This window comes from Desulfovibrio sp. JC022, from assembly GCF_010470665.1.
In the GTDB taxonomy this organism is placed as follows: Bacteria; Desulfobacterota; Desulfovibrionia; order Desulfovibrionales; family Desulfovibrionaceae; genus Maridesulfovibrio.
In genome coordinates this window covers 104631-121893 of sequence record NZ_VOPZ01000006.1, presented here as the reverse complement: position 1 = coordinate 121893, position 17263 = coordinate 104631, and the positions used below count along the sequence as shown (strand labels likewise).

The following is a 17263-nucleotide window of genomic DNA, read 5'->3' as shown; positions in this document are numbered from 1 at the left end:
TTACTCTTTCAGGAAAGTTTTTTGCGCTATTTTTTGGTTCAGCAGCACATTGGAAAAAGTTATTTTTGTGTAATCTCCGCCCGGTTCATGCAGCTCAATACCTTCAAGGTGGGTTGCTTCCGGGGAAAAAAAGATGCGTATCAAACTCAGGAATTGTTTTGCCTTGCTTGATTTGGGGGTCAACTCCATCACTGCGGGGGAAAAATTGGTGACCTTTATGGTGTACAGGGATTGCAGCCACGGAATATTCATGGTCGTCCAAGCCAGAATCTGTTCGGAAATGATTGCCATTTCCGGGGATGTTTCAGTGCTGAATGGAGCTGGCTTCTCGGCTGCTTCGTCCCATTTCAAACCCTTTTGACCTTTGAGCAGGAAGCCGGATACGAATGGCTGGGTGTATTCCCAGCGCAGGTTATCCGGGCGGGCAAAGCAGAATTTACCATTGGATTCAATGGTATCCGCAAAAAGAGCGATGTGGCTTTGCTGGGTAAAATCGCTGCTGATACTGCTGATGGATTGAGATCGGGTTTGCAAATCTTTTAGAAAATCAGCTTGTTTGTCCGCCGGCGCATTGGACGCAGAAGCAGCAAACAACATGAAAAATAGCAGAATTGTTTTTTTTACAATTGCCATGAGGCTGCACTCTCCCCTGATTTTACCAGTGCCACCAATTCGGTCATGGTCTCATCCTGCGGTACGAAGAGTTTGATTTTGCCCTCGGCAAGGACTTTACCTTCGCGGCTTACTGTTCCTTCCACCACGGCGAATCCGTCAAAATCTCCCACAGTCTGTACACTTATGAGCAGTTCATTGCTGCTGAATCTTGTATTGTATTCAGGCGTAATTTGAAATTTCTGCACCCCCACGAGGAACCCTTCGGGGACGGGGAGGCCTGCTGACTTAAGCTGGTAACCGCATACAGCTGCATAGGTCTGGGCGAGCAGTTCAATGTAAAACGGGGCCAGCATATTGCCGTCAGAACCCACGGCAATGGAATCTGCGGACAGTTCAGCTTGCGCGGTTCCGGCTCCGTCTTCAGCAGTGAGGACACTGTCGATGAGCAGCATCTGTCCCCGATGGGGAAGCAGCTTTTCAGCCTGTGCGGGAAGGATCATTAAAATCTCCGGAATTAATTGCGCCAGCAGAGCGGGTCGGATGAAAGATAATCGCCGTTCAGGTGATGAGCCATGCCTCGGCATCCGTAACATTCCTCGCCCAGTTCGCAGGTTCGGCAGGGGCCGATGATGGTCTGGCGGATGTTGCGCAGATTATGAAAAACTTCGCTCTGGGCGATGATATTTTCAAGTGTATCTAGACGGATATTGCCTGCGGAGATATCCACTCCCGGACAGGGAATAACGTCTCCAGTGGTGGTTATGGTGCAGGAATAAAAATGGCGTTTGCAGGAAAAAGCAGCCACAGGAGGCTTGGGTTCCCACTCTATGCCGAACTCTTCACGGTCAATGCGCGAAAGTTTATTGAACAAATCGCCGATTTTTGCCGGGCTGAGAGCCAGTTCCAGATGATCTTTGGCCCTTCCCTGATCAGTGATGGTCTCAAAATAGGGGATGATCTTGCGGGTGCGCAGCCATCTCCACATTTCCGGGATTTCATTGAAGTTCTGGCGGCAGATGATGGTTTGCGCGCCCATGGGAATATCACCATTACCGTATCCGGCTTCAAGGAGGTTGTTCAGTCCTTTGCGGATGGCTTTGTGGGAATTATTTTTGCCCGCCAGCAGGTCCTGAACCTGCGGATCAAGGCTGTTGAATTTGATCACCGGCTGTACTTTTAGTTCATACAATTCAGCTGCGATCTCAGGAGTTATGCGGGTTCCGTTACTGAACAGCTCAATCTCCAGCCCGAGGCTGTGGATATAGCGGATCGCATCCATAATGCGGGGGTAGAGCATAGGCTCCCCCCCGCCGAGGATGATTATTTTGCGTGCGCCGAGGTTTTGGCATTGCTCTACTGCATCAATGATCTCATCAAAGCTTAGCTCATTGTTGAGTTTTTCCCCGGATGAGGCATAGCAATAGATACAGCGCAGGTCGCAGACTCTGCTCAGTTCAAGCTCTGCGGTCAGCAGTTGCTTGTTCTCAAGAGTTTTTTTTATCTCAGCCCCGGTAAAGGGACTGCCCCAGCAACGATTGGAATTCATTTTATTTCCGTTAAGGTTGAGGAGACAGCTGCCCCAGCTCGCGGTTGATGGAGCTGGCAAGGTTTTTGATCCAGGCATTGTAGTTGCTGTGAATCACATTACCTTTGTGTTTCAGGTTGGTGCTGTCTTTGTAGTTTATGCTGTAATTTTCAGGGGTGTAAGTGATATCTACAACAGCCTGATGGGAGCGGACATTTAAGGTGGCTACAAGGTGGCCGGGAGCTACATCACTCATTTGCCAGCCTCGGTCATACCCACCTTTGATGATGGCGTTTTTCACACTTTCCATGGAACGGGCCTGCTGGCTGGTGGAAACGATCGGAGCCATTTCTATATTCTGGATGGGAGCGGTTCTGCATCCGCCGAGAAAAAGTGCGCAGGCAACCAGTACAAAAGCAACAATACGAAGTTTTTTCATCTGTAGCGTCCTCATCTTGAAAAGTTAAATTTGTGAAATTGCTATTACATTTTCTGATTCATTTCCCGAATGCTAGCAACCATAGTTTTTTTAACCGCTCGGCGCAATTCAATATGCGCATTGTGCATGTTTTTGAACTGTTCCGGGTAAATGGGATCTAGAATTTCCCCCCGGATTTTTGCCGGACGTATAACCATATGACCACGGGGAAGCATGTTATATGTTCCGGTAATGCATAGTGGAACCACCGGAAGTCCGGTTTGCATGGCAATATGGAAAGGACCGGAATGAAAGCGGCTTAGCTGCCCGTCTTTGCTGCGCGTTCCCTCGGGGAAAAACATGAGTGTTGCGCCGTCGTTTGCCGCAGTTGCTGCCTGTTCGATGATCACATCCAGATTGTCAGTTTCCACATTAATGTAACCCGCAAGCTTCATGTAAAATCCGTAAAAAGGAATTTTAAACGGCCAGTTGCGCACAGCCATGCAGATGTTGTTCTGTGGCTGGAAAGAAACAAGGTAGGGGTCAAAGAAAGATCCGTGATTGGCAACTATAATGCACGGGGAAGGCAATTGTTGCTGAACCGGCCATTTGATATCCATGAAAACGGACATCAATTTTGAACAGGTCCAGCCGTAGTACCAGATCATTTTGCGCAGGGTTGCCGGCTTTTCCCATTTCAGGATGCGGGTAAAGAACAGGTAACAGAGCGGAGAAATGATAACCCCGGTCAGGGTCCAGATGATGATGCTGAAATATATCCCGGCGTTGATCCAGATAAGTTTAAGAAATGAAGGCATGGGGGAGTGGCGCGGAGCACCGAAGCAGCGTTTAAGCTGCTTCAGATTTCTTGCTGAGAATAAAAGTATGGAGGTCTCCGAGGGTACGGATGGCCTTGAATGCTTCGTCTTTCTTGATCTTGATCCCGAATTCCTGCTCCAGAACAATAACCATGTCCACAGCATCGAGGCTGTCGAGGTCAAGGTCATCTTTGAAGACTGCTTCGGGGACCATTTCATCCAGTTCCAGCTCGAATTCCTCGGCCAGAGCGGAGTTGATTCTTTTTATTATTTCTTCATCAGTCATTATGATCTCCTCAAAACCAGCGATGTATTTATACCGCCAAGGGCGAAATTATTTTTCAGCGCATATGTAATTGGTCTTGTCTGCAAATGCAAGGCGTTGTTAATTGCAGAACATTCTTCAGCAGGATTAGTCAGATTTGCTGTGGGAATGATAGTATTTTCTTGCATCATGCGCACTGTGGCGATGGTTTCAATGGCCCCGCTGGCAGCCATGGTGTGCCCCAGATGACCTTTCAGGCTGCTTACCGGGGGAGTTGAGCCGAGCAGGGTTGCCACGGCCTGCGCTTCTGATGCATCTCCCTGCAAGGTTCCGGTAGCATGGGCATTCACGTAATCAATGTCTGTTTCGGAAATTCCGGCATCGTTCAATGCTTCGGACATGCAACGTGCAATGGCATCCGCGCTGGGGGAGGCCATGTTGCTGCTATCACAAAGTGAGGAGAAGCCGCTGATTTCGGCGAGGATTTCAGCCCCGCGATTTTTAGCGTGTTCATAACTTTCCAGCAGCAGCACACCCGCACCTTCAGAACAGACAATGCCGTCCCGTTTTGCGTCAAAAGGTTTGGAAGCCGTTGTGGGATCATCTTCGCCGGAAGTGGAAGCAGCTTCGATAATGTCGAAGGTGCCTACGGTCAGGGGATGCAGCTCATCGGTTCCACCGCAGAGCATTACCTCCTGCTTGCCGTGAGCAACGGCTTCTGCTGCAAGGCCGATGTTCTGGCATCCGGTGGAGCAGGCAGCTGAGGCCGCAAGCACCCGTCCGCTGATTCCCAGAAACTGGGCAAGGTTGGCGGCTGCGCTGTGGTTCATGATTTTGAAAAATTCAGTGGTTCGGATGGCTTCAAGGGAATTTTCCGGCAGGTAGAGCTTGAAGAATTGCTCAAGGGCCTGCGAACTTCCGGTAGTGGAACCCACGGAAAGTCCGGCTCGTCCACCAGTCAAAATGTCTTCACTCATCCCGGCCTGCTCGATAGCTTCAAGAGCGGCAAGGGCTGCGAAAATAGACATGTTGGACATGGTCCGGCGTGCTTTGCGGGGAATAGATTTGATTTTTACATCCGGGACTCGTCCGCCGATGCGCGGACGTAAGCCCTTGATACCGTCAAGTTCGTCCAGCCGGGTAATGCCGGAACGACCTTCAAGCAGACCGTCCCAGAGTTCTTCAACTCTACTGCCCAGCGGAGAAACCGCGCCCATTCCGGTGATAACTACGCGTTGTAAATGCATCTCAGTTCCTCATGAATTTTTTCGTGTCCGCAGATGAAACCACAGGTCAAATAGGCCGAAACCACCGCGCCCATAACCCCTGGTGCAATGATGGATTGCCCGGCTAAAAGCAGCCCTTTGATCTTGGTGGCGGGAAGGGGATTGTATTGTGAGATGGTGTGGGCCGCACCGTACATGCTTCCAAAGGGGGATTGGCAGTAATCGCGCAGGGTCAGCGGGGTGGCGGAGTCGATGAATTCCACCTGTCTGCGCAGTTCCGGGCAGCGGCTAAATACCTGCTTCTCAAATTCAGCCATGATTTTGGCCTTGAAATCAAGATAGTCCTGCGGTCTGGTCTTCAGATTTGAATCCTGCCACTTGCTGAATTCAGCAAAGCTGTAGGGCATGATTGCGGTGACGCTTTGTTCGTCTTTTTTCCCAAGAGTCTGCCCTGCGGAAAGAAAAATGGCATTGTCGGTCATTTCGGTTTTGCCGGAAAGGACTTCGGTGTAATCTGATTCCGGCCAGAGGTAGATGTTACTCCCTTGCAGGCTTTCTATTGGCTTTTTGGCAACTCCGAAGAGAATCAGCGCGGATACGGTTTCCTGTAGTTCATTGATCCTGCGTCGGAAAATCGGGCGGAATACTCCCTCTTCTACGCAACGCAGCATGGCTGCCGGGTGTGCGGACCAGATGCAGATTTTGCCACGCAGCTCAGTCTCATCATCTAAAAACAAACTTTTGAAATTTTTATTATCATCGTGATTGATGCGTACTGCTTTTTTGCCGCAAAAAATATCAACCCCGTGCTTTTTTAGTTGCCTTTGGTAAGCATCAACAAGTGCTTTACCTCCGCCTTCAATGGTGTGTGAAGAACGGAAATATGATCCGGCTACCAGAGCGTGGGTGGAGAGCATGGCTTGCTCCGGCGGTGTGCCGTAGAGCAGGGCGTGGCAGCTGAGCAGGTCTTTTAGCTCCTGATTGTCAGTGATGGAATCAAGGTAATTTTTCAGGGATTCTGTCTCATCGTGAGCTGCTGATTCCAGACTGAAATCCAGATCGAAATTCAGAAATGACGAGGAATCAAAAATAGTTCTGATCTGTTCCAGATATTTATCAATTGCTTCTTTTTCAGCTGGAAAGTTCTTGTGCAGAGTGCGGCGGACCCGCTCATAACCATAGGGCAGGCAGATTTTGCGTTCACTCTTTTCAAAACGGAAACAGTCGCAACCGCCTTGTTTGAAAGGAATTTTAACAAGATCATCCCCGATGCCCAGATGTTTGAAATAAATATCCAGCGGATCGCTATCACCCATCCCGCCGATGAGATGGATTCCGGTTTCAAAATGAATACCCTGCCTGCTGAATCCGCGCACTGTGGGACCGGGCAGGGGAAAGGCTTCCGCCAGCGCAACCTTGTAGCCTTGCTTTGCCAGCAAAAGGGCCGAGGTCATGCCGGAAATGCCTGCGCCTACAACGATTTGATCGTAATTATGCATCAGAATTCAAGCACAAGGCAGGAGTTGGTGCCGCCGAAACCTGCGGAATTGAGCAGGGCTTTTTGCGGCGGAGTGCTGTCGGTTTGCGCAAGGATATTCAGTCCGGCGGTCTCTTCGTCACCACCGCTGAAATTGATGTTCGGCGCGGTGAAGCCGTAATGGTTCATAAGCGTGGTGTAGACCACTTGGCTGGCCCCGGACATCCATAATTCGTGCCCGGTCATGGATTTGGTAGATGAAATGCGTGGGCAGCTCTCGCCGAAAAGCGTTTTGATATTAGCGGCTTCTGCTCCGTCACCAGCCGGGGTGGCTGTGGCGTGGGCGCAGATATAATCAATGTCTGCCGGGGTTAGGCCGGCCTGTTTGATGGCTTTTGATCCGGCCCTTGCCAGCCCTTCGCGTCCGGGAACTGAAATGTGTTCACCGTCCGATGAAAAACCGTAACCGCTGACTGTGCCGAGGATTTCAGCACCGCGCTTTTCTGCAAGGTCGTACCGTTCCAGCATGATCGCGGCAGCTCCGCCACTGGGCACCAGACCGTCACGTTCTTTATCAAAAGGACGGCTGGCTTGTGCGGGATTTTCGGTTTTGGCGGAGAAAGCACCCAGTCCGTCAAAACTGCACATGGATTGCCAGTTCAATTCCTGGGCGCCGCCGCAGATAATCCGTTCCTGCTGGCCCATGGCAATGAGACCTGCGGCCTGACCCACGGCATGCCCGCCGCTGGAGCAGGCTGAACTGATTGTCCACGCTGCACCGCGGGTTTTGAAAATTGTGTTCAGGTTCATGGTTACGCAGGAGGTCATGGAACGGAAAACCGCGCCGCTGCCGATGAGTGCGGTTTCGCCCCTTTCCTTAAGCAGTTCTACCTGCTCAAGGGCGGCAATACAGCTGGAATCACAACCGAAGATCAGCCCGCTTTCATCGTTATGGAGGTTTTCTTCAGCAAGTCCGGATTGCGCAAGGGCTTGCTTGGCGGCGGCATAAGCTTGCACCGCGAAGTCGGGCATGGTCTTGCGCTGCTTACGGCCCAGCCATTTTTTGGGATTGAAATCCTTGATCACTCCGGTCAGCGGGCTTTCAAAGCCGAGTTTGATCCGCTCCTCGTCAACTTCAATGCCCGAACGCCCGTTCCTGAGCGCGTCCGCAATGGTTTCAAGATCCGATCCCAGAACCGAAATGGCTCCGATCCCTGTTATTGCCACTTTATGCAAGTAAAAAACTCCGTGAAATTAAGTATGACGCTCTTAAAATAAATTCATATTTATTTTAAGGAAAAATTATTTTTGTTGTTTTCTTTAAGTATGAATTCCGCCGTTAACAGCGATAGTCTGTCCGGTGATGTAGCCGGCCTTGTCTGAGCAAAGAAATGAAACCACTCCGGCCACTTCTTCAGGGGTCCCCAGCCTTTTCAGTGGAATCTGTTGTTTGATCTGGTCCACAGGAAGCTCAGCAACCATATCCGTTTCAATGAATCCGGGGGTGACCGCGTTGACCAGAATATTGCGTTTGGCAACTTCCACAGCCAGCGAGCGGGTGGCCCCGATGAGTCCGGCTTTGGCAGCGGAATAGTTGGTCTGTCCAGCTACGCCGGTTTCACCGGAAGTGGAGGCTATATTTATGATACGTCCGGTCCTTTTGCGCAGCATGCGCGAAACAACAGGTTTGGTCACATTGAAGAAACCACTTAGGTGGACTTGCAGCACTTTGTTCCAGTCATCGGAAGACATCATCATCATGATGGAATCCCGTGCAAACCCGGCATTGTTGACCACGATGTAGGGGACTTCTGCTTGCAGCAGGGGGGATAGCGCGTTCTCTACCTCTTCCTCATCGGTTACGTCGAATTTGAGCAGGGTGCATTCTCGGTCCATTTCGCGGATGGCTGCTGCTGTTTTTTCCGCACCTGCATCATCGCTACGGTAATTAAGCCAGATATCGTAGCCGTCTTCGGCAAGTTGCAGGGCGATGGCCGCGCCGATGCCTTTGCTGGCTCCGGTGATTAAAGCAATTTGTGACATATTTTGTCCGTAAAAACTCTGTATCAAGCAAAAAGGGGCTAAAAGCCCCTTGTCTGCAAAATTATGTGTTAAAACTACATGTTGTCTTCTTTGGAACTCCGGCCTTCTTTGTAGCCTTCATGGAATTCGCCGGGCATTTCCTTGACTTCCTTAACGGCCTGACCTGTGGCTTTGCCGATTTTCGCACAGCCAAGGGAAGAAATCATAAGTACTGCAATGATCAATGCAGCTCCGATTCTGGTGATCATATCTCCTCCAGCGTGTTTGTTTGTGTCTAACTAATCCGGTATTTTTTAAAAAGTCAAATTTCGTTCAGTTCGGATTAGCGGATTATACAGCCGGTCAGGGTCGCTAATCTGTTCCGTCCGTTTTGTTTTGCTTCATAAAGGGCGGCATCGGCGATTTCAATCAGTTGCGCCGGGGTTGTAAGTCTGTCTTCATTGCAGGCCAGTCCGATGCTTATGGTCATGTGGTGGGTGTTTGCTTCGAATTTGAAAGGAGTTGACTCCACTGCCCGGATAAGTCTTTTACCGATGGTAACGGCTGTGTCTTGATTCGTTGCAGGCAGGAGCAGAGCAAATTCATCTCCTCCAATACGGGCCAGCAGGTCGTTTCTGCGCAGCTGGGATTCGCATATTCCCACTATGTGTCGCAAGCCCTGGTCACCGGCTTGATGTCCGTAGCTGTCGTTGAGTTTTTTGAAATGGTCGATGTCAAAAAAGAGTAGAGTGAAAATAGTTCCTTCGTTGATGGAGTAATCGATGAACTCCTGTAGACGGTGCTCGAACAGCCGGCGGTTGGTAACCCCGGTGAGCGGATCGGTGACTGCTTCCTCGCGTAGCCGCTCCTCCTCACGTTTACGTTTTCGTATATCGATCAGTATTCCGGCCAGTTGTTCCGGCTTGCCGTCCTCGTTACTGCGTGTATTGCCTATCAATTCCACCCAGCGCAGGTCCCCGCAATCCGTGAAAAGCCGCATATCAAAACGGAATACTTTTTGGCGGTTGCCCTCGAGGTATTTTCTGACTGAGAAGAGTAGCGGGCGGCGGTCTTCCGGATGAATCATGTGCAGTGCCTGATGTAGTGAAAAGCGGATGTTCTCAGTGGGCACCGGGACAGAATGGAGAAGTTCCGGTGAGCACCAGATCTGTCCGGTCTTGAAATCGAATTCCCAGACGCTGCTGTCCGTAAGCTGCTTGAGAATGCTGAACTGCCTGCGTTTGGCACTGAGCCTGTCGCGCAGTACTGCGTTTGAAATAAGGTATCCGGCTGTTTTTAGCAGGGCTATTTCCACGTCCGACCAGTCGTAGGCCCGTTCACAATCGTCAAAACCGAGGGTTCCCCACCACTGATTTTCAACCATGACCGGAATGGTCAGCATGGATTTGATTTTCTGAATTTCCTGACTGTCCCTCAGCCAGCCCGGCTGCAACTGGTTGGTGACAATCTTTTGCCATTCTCCGCGCAACCTGCTCTGGATGGTCTCCCGGTATTCCGGGCGCTCGATCTTGTTGGTAAACATACTGAACATGGGCATACCCAGTTGTTTATAACGAGGGGCGGCTGCCCATTCAAAAGTGTAGTTCTGGGTAATGTGGGTGTCAGTTACTGCGATAGTCTGGAAGATCCAGACCCGGCTCACCCCTGTGGCTCGGCCCAGAGCAGCCAGAAGGTCGTTTACCCCGTCAGGCCAGCCTTTGCCGGATGTGAGTTCTTCCGCGCTCCGGGCAATCGCCGAGAGCAGGGCGGCATTGGAACCCTCTTCATAAGAGTTTCCCAGATTTTTAAAATTCCCCGTATTTATCCCCATAAAAGAATGTATTTCACTTATAGATGTTGTTCGTCAACCTGTTATGCTGGCGTAGTTCTTCAGGTTAACCCCGTTGCAAAGTTTTCATGATTGTTTTGTGAAGTTCCTCTTTGACTACCGGCTTTGCTATATAGTCGTTCATGCCTTCTTCAATGAAGCGGTTCCGGTCTCCCTGCATGGCATAGGCGGTGATAGCGATGATCGGGATTCGTTTGTTGTGTGCCCCGGCTTCTCCGCGTCTGATGGCCTGCGTAGCTTCAATACCGTTCATCACAGGCATCTGTACATCCATGAGTACAAGGTTGAAATCCTCATAGAATAATTTATCCAGCACCTGCTGCCCGTCTGTAACCGTTTCCACTGTGAAGCCAAGCTGTTCAAGGAATTGTTTGGTATAAAGCCTGTTCACTTTTTCATCTTCAGCTATAAGGATACGGTAGTTATCAAATGAGGTTGTAGTTTTGGGTTCGGTGGCTGGTTGTTCATGATACAAGGTTTTGCAATCGGGTATGGCAAAGGGAAGGGATATGTAGAAGGTGGTCCCTTCCCCTGCGGCACTGTCCACAGCAATGGTTCCGCCCATAAGCTCTGCGAGTCTCTTGCATATGGATAATCCCAGACCTGCCCCCTGATACTGGCGGGTGTAACCTTCGCTGGCCTGTGTAAAAGATTGGAATAGCAGATTCATTTTGTCGTCTGCGATTCCTACTCCGGTATCCTCAATAATAAATAGGAGATGGCAGTGCCCCGGAGTGCTGTGGGGCAGCATCTGTGCTCCAATTGAGACGTGTCCTTCGTGGGTGAATTTTAAAGCATTACCTACAATATTAGTCAGAATCTGTTGCAAACGGGCCGGGTCTCCGCTGACAATCTCCGGGAATTTGCGGGGTATTTTGAGTTCAAGCTTAACCCCGGAATGGCGAGAAGTGACTTCGAAAAGTTCAAAGACATGTTTCATCTCGTCAATAGGCTTGAATTCATTATTATAAAGGGTAAGCTTCCCCGCTTCTACCCGGGCCAGATCAAGAATGTCGGAAAGAACGTTGTTCAGCCGTTTAGAAGCCTGCATTGCCGCGTTAGTGTATTCTTCCTGCTTTGCAGCCGGGGTGTCAGTGTCCATGAGTTGCAGCATTCCCATGATTCCGTTCAGGGGGGTACGGATTTCGTGGCTCATGTTGGCCAGAAATTCTGATTTGGTTCTGCTTGCCGCTTCTGCCCTTGCTTTTTCCTGCTCCACTCGTTCAAGAGCATCCTTTAATTCAGTAACATCGCGGACAATGCCTTCCACCATAGCCGGATTGCCTTGTTCATCGTAGAACGGGACATTGCTTTGTTGCAGCCATTTTACCTTTCCGTAGCGGTCGATAATCCGGTATTCAACAAGGGGGGCCATTTTTCCGGAAGCCATGTCATACCATTGCTGGTGCATGAATTCTTGTGAATCAGGGTGGACCATATCAAAGAAAAATTGTGAGTTGTCATAGAATGTTCCCGGCGGATATCCGGTCATCTCAAGGCAAGCTGGGCTGACGTATTTGAATACTCTATTCGGGACAGAAAATCGGTAAATAAGATCCTTGGTGTTTTCCGCCATTATTTTGAAGCGGGCTTCCGCTTTTGCCAGCTTCTCTTCAACCTTTTTGCGTTCGCTGATGTCTTCGGCTACCCCGATCACTTCCGTTGGTGGATTGTCCGGAGCAATGGGGTTAAACATTCCCCGGATGAAAGTTGTTTTGCCTCCGGTCACGGAAGTGTAATAGTCCTCGTACTCCGTTGCTTCTCCGTTTATGGCCATGCGTAATTTTTCAGATACTTTTCGGGGGCTGTTTTGGACGACATTGAAACCAATCAGTTTTTCCCGTGTGGAGCCCATCTGGTCTATGAATTTCTGGTTGCAGTCGATAACACGGCCTTTTGTGTCGCAGCGGACTAAACCAAGGGGGGAATGGTCAAAGACAAGGCGGTGTCTTCTTTCGCTTTCCGCAAGTTTTTGTTCAACTTTTTTACGGTCAGTAATATCTTCAAGAGTGGCAATTACTTCGGTTGGATTAGTCCCTTTGTTCACAGGGTTGAACACAGCGCGGATGTATGTGGTTTTATTGCCCGTAACGGAAGTGTAAATATCTTCGTATTCGGATTTCTCACCTTGGATTGCTTTTTTTAAAGCAGCACTCATTTTGGGGTTGCTCTGGCGTACCGTATTAAACCCGATAAGTTTTTCTTTATCTGCCCCCATTAGTTCAATAAATTTTTGGTTGCAGTCTAGAATAGTTCCGGTTTTGTCAAAGTGGATCATTGCCAGCGGAGAAAAATCAAAGATTAACCTGTAACGGTTAGCATCCTTTGGCATTTTTTTGGCGTTCATCTATTCTCCGAAAATATATTCTTTTGTTTTAAACTGATTAAAAGCATAGGCACAATACAGAAAAATTAATATATTGTGAACTGGTTGTGTTTTTTTACGTAGACGAGTCTTAATGATTTCTTTTTTTAGGTGCTTTAGAAATGTTTGTAATTGAAACAGTCGCTTAACGGTTGTATAAATGTTTAAATAATTCTTATTTCATGCAGATCATATTGTTTTACCGGAGTTGGTTATGACTAAAAAATGTGTTCTGGTTGCTATGCTTGGCGCAGCCATAATGTTTCTGGTTCTTTGGATGACAGGCTCTTTCGAGTCAGGGATGATCGAAAGGGGGCGTATTGTCTCAACGCGAAGTGTGGACGTTCCGGCCGGAACCGCTGTTGCTGAATTCGGAATTGTCCCGGTTGTTTATGAAGCAGTGGGAACCGTGCGTCCTGAGACCGAAGCTTCCATTGAATCACAGGTTACCGGAAAGGTTCTCAGGGTTCTGGTCCGCTCCGGGCAGAAGGTCCGCAAAGGAGATAAGCTCATTGTACTGGACAGCCGTGAATTTAAGACTCGGCTGGAGAGTGCCCGGCAGGGGCTTAAATCTGCGGAGGCTGCCGAGCGTCAGGCCCGCGAAGCCATCAACGCAGCTAAAGCCGAATCCGATACGGCAACAGCTACATGGAAGCGGATGAAGAAGCTTTTTGCCGATAAGGTCGCCACCCGTGATGAAATTGACCGGGTGGAGGCCGCCTACCTCAAAGCCAAGGCCGGATTGGCACAGGCCGAAGACGGTTTGGACGCTGCTTCCGCCGGGGTCCGGCAGGCCCGCAGAGGCGTGGAGGCTGCCGGTATCGGGCTTGGGTATACAACCATAGCAGCTCCGGCTGACGGCGAGGTTGCGAAACGCATGGTCGAACCGGGGGATCTTGCTTTTCCCGGCAAACCGCTCATGTTGATCCAGACCGGAGGGGCTTTGCGTCTGGAAGCCCTTGTGCGTGAAGGCGTTATCGGTCAGGTGCGTATCGGTCAGAAGCTTGCGGTAGATATTCAGGCTCTTGGTGAGCGGGCCGAAGCGGTTGTGGAGGAAGTTGTTCCTTCTGCCGATCCTCTGACCCGTACCTTTCTGGTCAAGGCCGGACTAGATCCCCTGCCCGGATTATATCCCGGCATGTTCGGGCGTCTGCTTATTCCGGTGGGAAAGAGAGAGGTTGTACTTATTCCGTCAAAGGCCGTGTCCCGAGTAGGTCAGCTTGAGACCGTGCTGGTACAAAGCGGTGAGGTTTGGGAACCTGTATATGTGCGAAGCGGTGCAAGTTCTGGCAGCAAAGTGGAGATTCTTTCTGGACTGAGCGGTAACGAAATTGTTGGTTATGATCTGCCCGTAGCCGGAGGGCAGCAGTAATGTCTTCGCCCGAAAAAGCCCAAGGGTTGATTGCGTCGGCTGTCCGTTTTTTTCTGCATTCTAAATTGACCGTGGTACTGGTCATTGGCGCACTTTTGCTTGGCGTGGCTGCTGTGCAGCTGACTCCGCGTGAAGAGGAGCCGCAGATTGTGGTGCCCATGGCTGATATCATCGTTCAGGCTCCCGGTGCCGGGGTGGAAGAGGTGGAAAAGCTGATCACCACTCCGCTTGAGCGTATCCTCTGGCAGATTGACGGCGTGGAGTATGTTTATTCCATTTCCCGGCGCGATTCCTCCATGGTTACGGTCCGTTTTTTTGTGGGAGAGGACCGTGAAGAATCTCTGATTAAGCTGCATAATGCCATTACCAAAAATAATGATATTGCGCCGGGGATCGTTTCCAGCTGGGTTATCAAGCCTGTTGAAATTGATGATGTTCCCATCGTGGCTCTGACTCTCTATCCGTCCATGAATCCTGCCGCCGGGCGCGAGAATATTTCCGATTTTGAATTGCGTAGAGTGGCTGAAGAATTTGCTTCCCGGCTGGCTGAAGTTGAAGATCTTTCCCGTGTTTCTCTTGTTTCCGGACGTTCCCGCGAGGTCCGGGTGGAGTTGCTGCCCGAACGTATGGCTGGATTCAATATCTCCCCGCTGGAAATAGCTGGAGCACTTGAAGGTGCTGACCAGTCTGCTGTTGCTGGGTCAGTCCTTTCCGGCAATCGTGAAGTGACCGTAGCTGCAAATTCCTTTTTGGAAGATGCTGCCGATGTGCGTAATCTGGTGGTGGGAGTATTCAATTCCCGTCCGGTCTACTTGCGCGATGTGGCTGAAGTTATCGATGGTCCGCAGGAAGCTGATTCTTATTCTCGCATCGGCTTTTCGCGTATGTATTTGACAAATGCAGGACAGGACTCGGAACAGGCTTCCCGCCCGGCAGTGACCATTGCATTTTCCAAGAAAAAAGGAACTAACGCGGTTAAGGTTGCCGAGTCCGTGCTTGAACGTATGGAGCAGTTAAAGCAGGCTATTCTACCTGCCGGAATTGAGGTGCAGGTTACCCGCGATTACGGCAAAACTGCCGATGCAAAGGTTGACGAGCTGCTCAGTTCATTGGGATTTGCCGTGGTTACGGTGGTTATCCTGCTGGCTTTGACTCTTGGCTGGCGCGAGGCTGCGGTGGTCGCCCTTGCCGTACCGATCAGTTTTTCGCTGGCTCTGTTTGTCAACTACCTGCTCGGCTACACTATCAACCGGGTTACCCTTTTTGCGCTCATTCTTTCCCTCGGCTTGGTGGTGGATGATCCCATCACCAATGTGGACAATATCCAGCGGCACATCCTTATGAAAAAGAAGAAGCCGTCCGAGGCTACTCTTGATGCTGTTTCCGAGGTGCTCCCTCCGGTTATTATGTCTACGCTGGCGATTATTGTTTCGTTTGTGCCTCTCTTCTTTATCACCGGGATGATGGGACCGTACATGGCTCCCATGGCCGCAAACGTGCCGCTGACTGTTATTTTTTCCACGATCTGCGCCCTGACTATTGTTCCATGGCTGGCTTTCCGTTTGCTGAAGGATTTGAAACCGAAAGCTGTAACAACCATTTCCGGTCCGGGACGTATTGAAACCATGTATACCCGGATCATTACCCCTTTTCTGGAATCCCGCGCACGCCGCTGGATGTTGGTGGGAGTGATCGTGGTCGGGCTGATCTTTTCCATGGCTCTTGCCGGATTGAGGATGGTGCCGCTAAAAATGCTGCCTTTTGACAACAAGAATGAATTCCAGATTGTCATCGATATGGATGAAGGGACTCCCCTTGAGCAGACTGACCGGGTGGTCCGCGAACTGGAGCAGGTTCTTAAAACCGTACCCGAAGTAACCAATTATGTGACTTATGCGGGCGAACCGTCTCCCATGGATTTTAATGGGCTGGTCCGGCATTATTATTGGCGCGAGGGTGGGCATATGGCCGACATTCGGGTCAATCTTGCGGACAAATCCCAACGTGAAGAGCAGAGCCACGCCATTGTGCTCCGTTTGCGTAATGAGCTGGAACAGGTTGCCCAGCGCAACAACGCGAATATTAAGATTGTGGAATCCCCGCCCGGACCTCCGGTCATTTCCACTATCACAACTGAAGTCTACGGTGCTGAGGACCGCCCTTACTCCGCCCTTATTGAAGGGGCGCAGCAGATTGCAGGGATCATGGAAGAGGAACCCGGAGTGGTGGATATCGACACATCCACTGAGGCGGATCAGACCATGGTCGATTTTGTACTCGATAAGGAGAAAGCGGCTCTGCATGGAGTCAGTGCCCGTGACGTGGTGGGTACTTTGCAAATGGCTCTTTCGGGCATGGTTCCGGCAACTGTCCATGAATATGGCGAGCGCAATCCTCTTCCCGTGCGGCTCATTCTGCCGCTCTTGCGCCGGGCTGATGTGTCCTCGCTTGAGCAGCTCAAGGTGCGCACTGCCGAGGGCAAATCAGTCCCGCTGGCAGAGCTGGGGACTCTGGTTGAAATCAGCCGGGAACAGCCTGTTTATCATAAAAATCTTAAGCGTGTAGTTTACTTGTTTGCGGAAATGGCCGGGCGTGCACCGGGTGAAGCTATTATCGACATGCAGGGCAAGCTTGATAAAGACCCGTTGCCTCCGTTTATCTGGTCCGATTGGGCCGGGGAGGGCGAATGGCAGATCACCCTTGATGTTTTCCGTGACCTCGGCCTTGCATTCGGCGCGGCCCTGCTGGGCATTTACATTCTGCTCATTGTGGAAACCGGTTCATTCGGTATGCCGCTTTTGATAATGTGCGCCATCCCGTTAACCCTGCTGGGCATCATGCCCGGATTCTGGCTGCTTAATGTTGTTAGTGCCGGGACTGTACAGGGTTTTGTTGGCGAGGCTTTTGTCGATCCGGTCTTCTTTACCGCTACAGGCATGATTGGCATGATCGCATTGGGCGGGATTGTCATCCGCAACTCTTTGGTACTCATAGACTTTATCCGCCAGTCCGTTGCCGAGGGGATGAAATTAAAGGATGCCATCATCAAGTCCGGTTCCGTGCGGCTGAGGCCTATTGTTCTTACTGCGGCAACCACCGCCTTGGGTGCATGGCCTATCACTCTTGACCCGATCTTTTCGGGGCTGGCATGGGCGTTAATCTTCGGGTTGTTTGCATCAACCCTGTTTACACTGCTTGTAATTCCGGTGGGGTATTATGTATTTGAGAAAGAAAAATAGGTATGTTGACTTACATCATATAAATCCTACTTTCTTTGTGTGAAATATAAGCCGTAGCGGTTGATAAATTCA

The 17263-nt window shown here is 50.4% G+C and carries 15 protein-coding genes; 2 read left to right on the top strand and 13 right to left on the bottom strand.

Annotated features, from left to right (window positions below; all coding sequences use genetic code 11):
• The 13 genes from FMS18_RS11150 to FMS18_RS11095 all read right to left on the bottom strand — a co-directional run bounded on the left by FMS18_RS11150 (position 1) and on the right by FMS18_RS11095 (position 12562).
• Positions 1-633: an outer membrane lipoprotein carrier protein LolA gene (locus FMS18_RS11150; RefSeq protein ID WP_163294503.1), complete on the bottom strand. Its 633-nt coding sequence runs from the start codon at positions 631-633 to the stop codon at positions 1-3.
• Positions 621-1115 (bottom strand): 3-hydroxylacyl-ACP dehydratase, encoded by a 495-nt coding sequence (locus tag FMS18_RS11145; protein WP_163294501.1) that lies wholly within the window; start codon positions 1113-1115, stop codon positions 621-623. Before FMS18_RS11145 ends, FMS18_RS11150 begins: the two co-directional genes overlap by 13 nt.
• Positions 1116-1129: 14 nt before the next feature.
• Complete coding sequence (locus FMS18_RS11140; RefSeq protein WP_163294500.1) at positions 1130-2161, bottom strand: radical SAM protein; 1032 nt, start codon at positions 2159-2161, stop codon at positions 1130-1132.
• A 10-nt stretch (positions 2162-2171) separates the two neighbouring features.
• The gene (locus FMS18_RS11135) at positions 2172-2579 is read right to left on the bottom strand and encodes a hypothetical protein (protein ID WP_163294498.1); all 408 of its coding nucleotides are present in this window, start codon (positions 2577-2579) and stop codon (positions 2172-2174) included.
• Between the two features lie 44 nt (positions 2580-2623).
• Positions 2624-3376 (bottom strand): lysophospholipid acyltransferase family protein, encoded by a 753-nt coding sequence (locus FMS18_RS11130; protein WP_163294496.1) that lies wholly within the window; start codon positions 3374-3376, stop codon positions 2624-2626.
• Between the two features lie 31 nt (positions 3377-3407).
• Positions 3408-3662, bottom strand: coding sequence for an acyl carrier protein (locus tag FMS18_RS11125; protein ID WP_163294493.1), 255 nt, complete (start codon positions 3660-3662; stop codon positions 3408-3410).
• A complete protein-coding gene (locus FMS18_RS11120; protein ID WP_163294491.1) occupies positions 3662-4888 on the bottom strand; it encodes a beta-ketoacyl synthase in 1227 nt (408 codons plus the stop codon). Before FMS18_RS11120 ends, FMS18_RS11125 begins: the two co-directional genes overlap by 1 nt.
• A complete protein-coding gene (locus FMS18_RS11115) occupies positions 4870-6366 on the bottom strand; it encodes an NAD(P)/FAD-dependent oxidoreductase (protein ID WP_163294489.1) in 1497 nt (498 codons plus the stop codon). The genes FMS18_RS11120 and FMS18_RS11115 overlap by 19 nt, the downstream gene beginning before the upstream one ends.
• Positions 6366-7571, bottom strand: coding sequence for a beta-ketoacyl synthase (locus FMS18_RS11110; RefSeq protein WP_368854166.1), 1206 nt, complete (start codon positions 7569-7571; stop codon positions 6366-6368). The genes FMS18_RS11115 and FMS18_RS11110 overlap by 1 nt, the downstream gene beginning before the upstream one ends.
• Before the next feature lie 93 nt (positions 7572-7664).
• Entirely contained in the window at positions 7665-8387 is a 723-nt protein-coding gene (fabG, locus tag FMS18_RS11105) for a 3-oxoacyl-ACP reductase FabG (RefSeq protein ID WP_163294485.1), read from the bottom strand.
• A 74-nt stretch (positions 8388-8461) separates the two neighbouring features.
• A complete protein-coding gene (locus tag FMS18_RS20470; protein WP_203544609.1) occupies positions 8462-8635 on the bottom strand; it encodes a hypothetical protein in 174 nt (57 codons plus the stop codon).
• Between the two features lie 74 nt (positions 8636-8709).
• Positions 8710-10197: a diguanylate cyclase gene (locus FMS18_RS11100; RefSeq protein ID WP_163294483.1), complete on the bottom strand. Its 1488-nt coding sequence runs from the start codon at positions 10195-10197 to the stop codon at positions 8710-8712.
• Between the two features lie 64 nt (positions 10198-10261).
• Positions 10262-12562 carry a PAS domain S-box protein gene (locus FMS18_RS11095; RefSeq protein ID WP_163294481.1) on the bottom strand — a complete coding sequence of 767 codons (2301 nt, stop codon included), beginning with the start codon at positions 12560-12562 and terminating at the stop codon, positions 10262-10264.
• Between the two features lie 232 nt (positions 12563-12794).
• On the opposite strand from FMS18_RS11095, the gene FMS18_RS11090 reads away from it, so the two are divergent.
• A complete protein-coding gene (locus FMS18_RS11090; RefSeq protein WP_163294479.1) occupies positions 12795-13952 on the top strand; it encodes an efflux RND transporter periplasmic adaptor subunit in 1158 nt (385 codons plus the stop codon).
• Positions 13952-17191, top strand: a complete 3240-nt coding sequence (locus FMS18_RS11085; RefSeq protein ID WP_163294477.1) for an efflux RND transporter permease subunit — start codon at positions 13952-13954, stop codon at positions 17189-17191. Before FMS18_RS11090 ends, FMS18_RS11085 begins: the two co-directional genes overlap by 1 nt.
• Positions 17192-17263 lie beyond the last annotated feature (72 nt).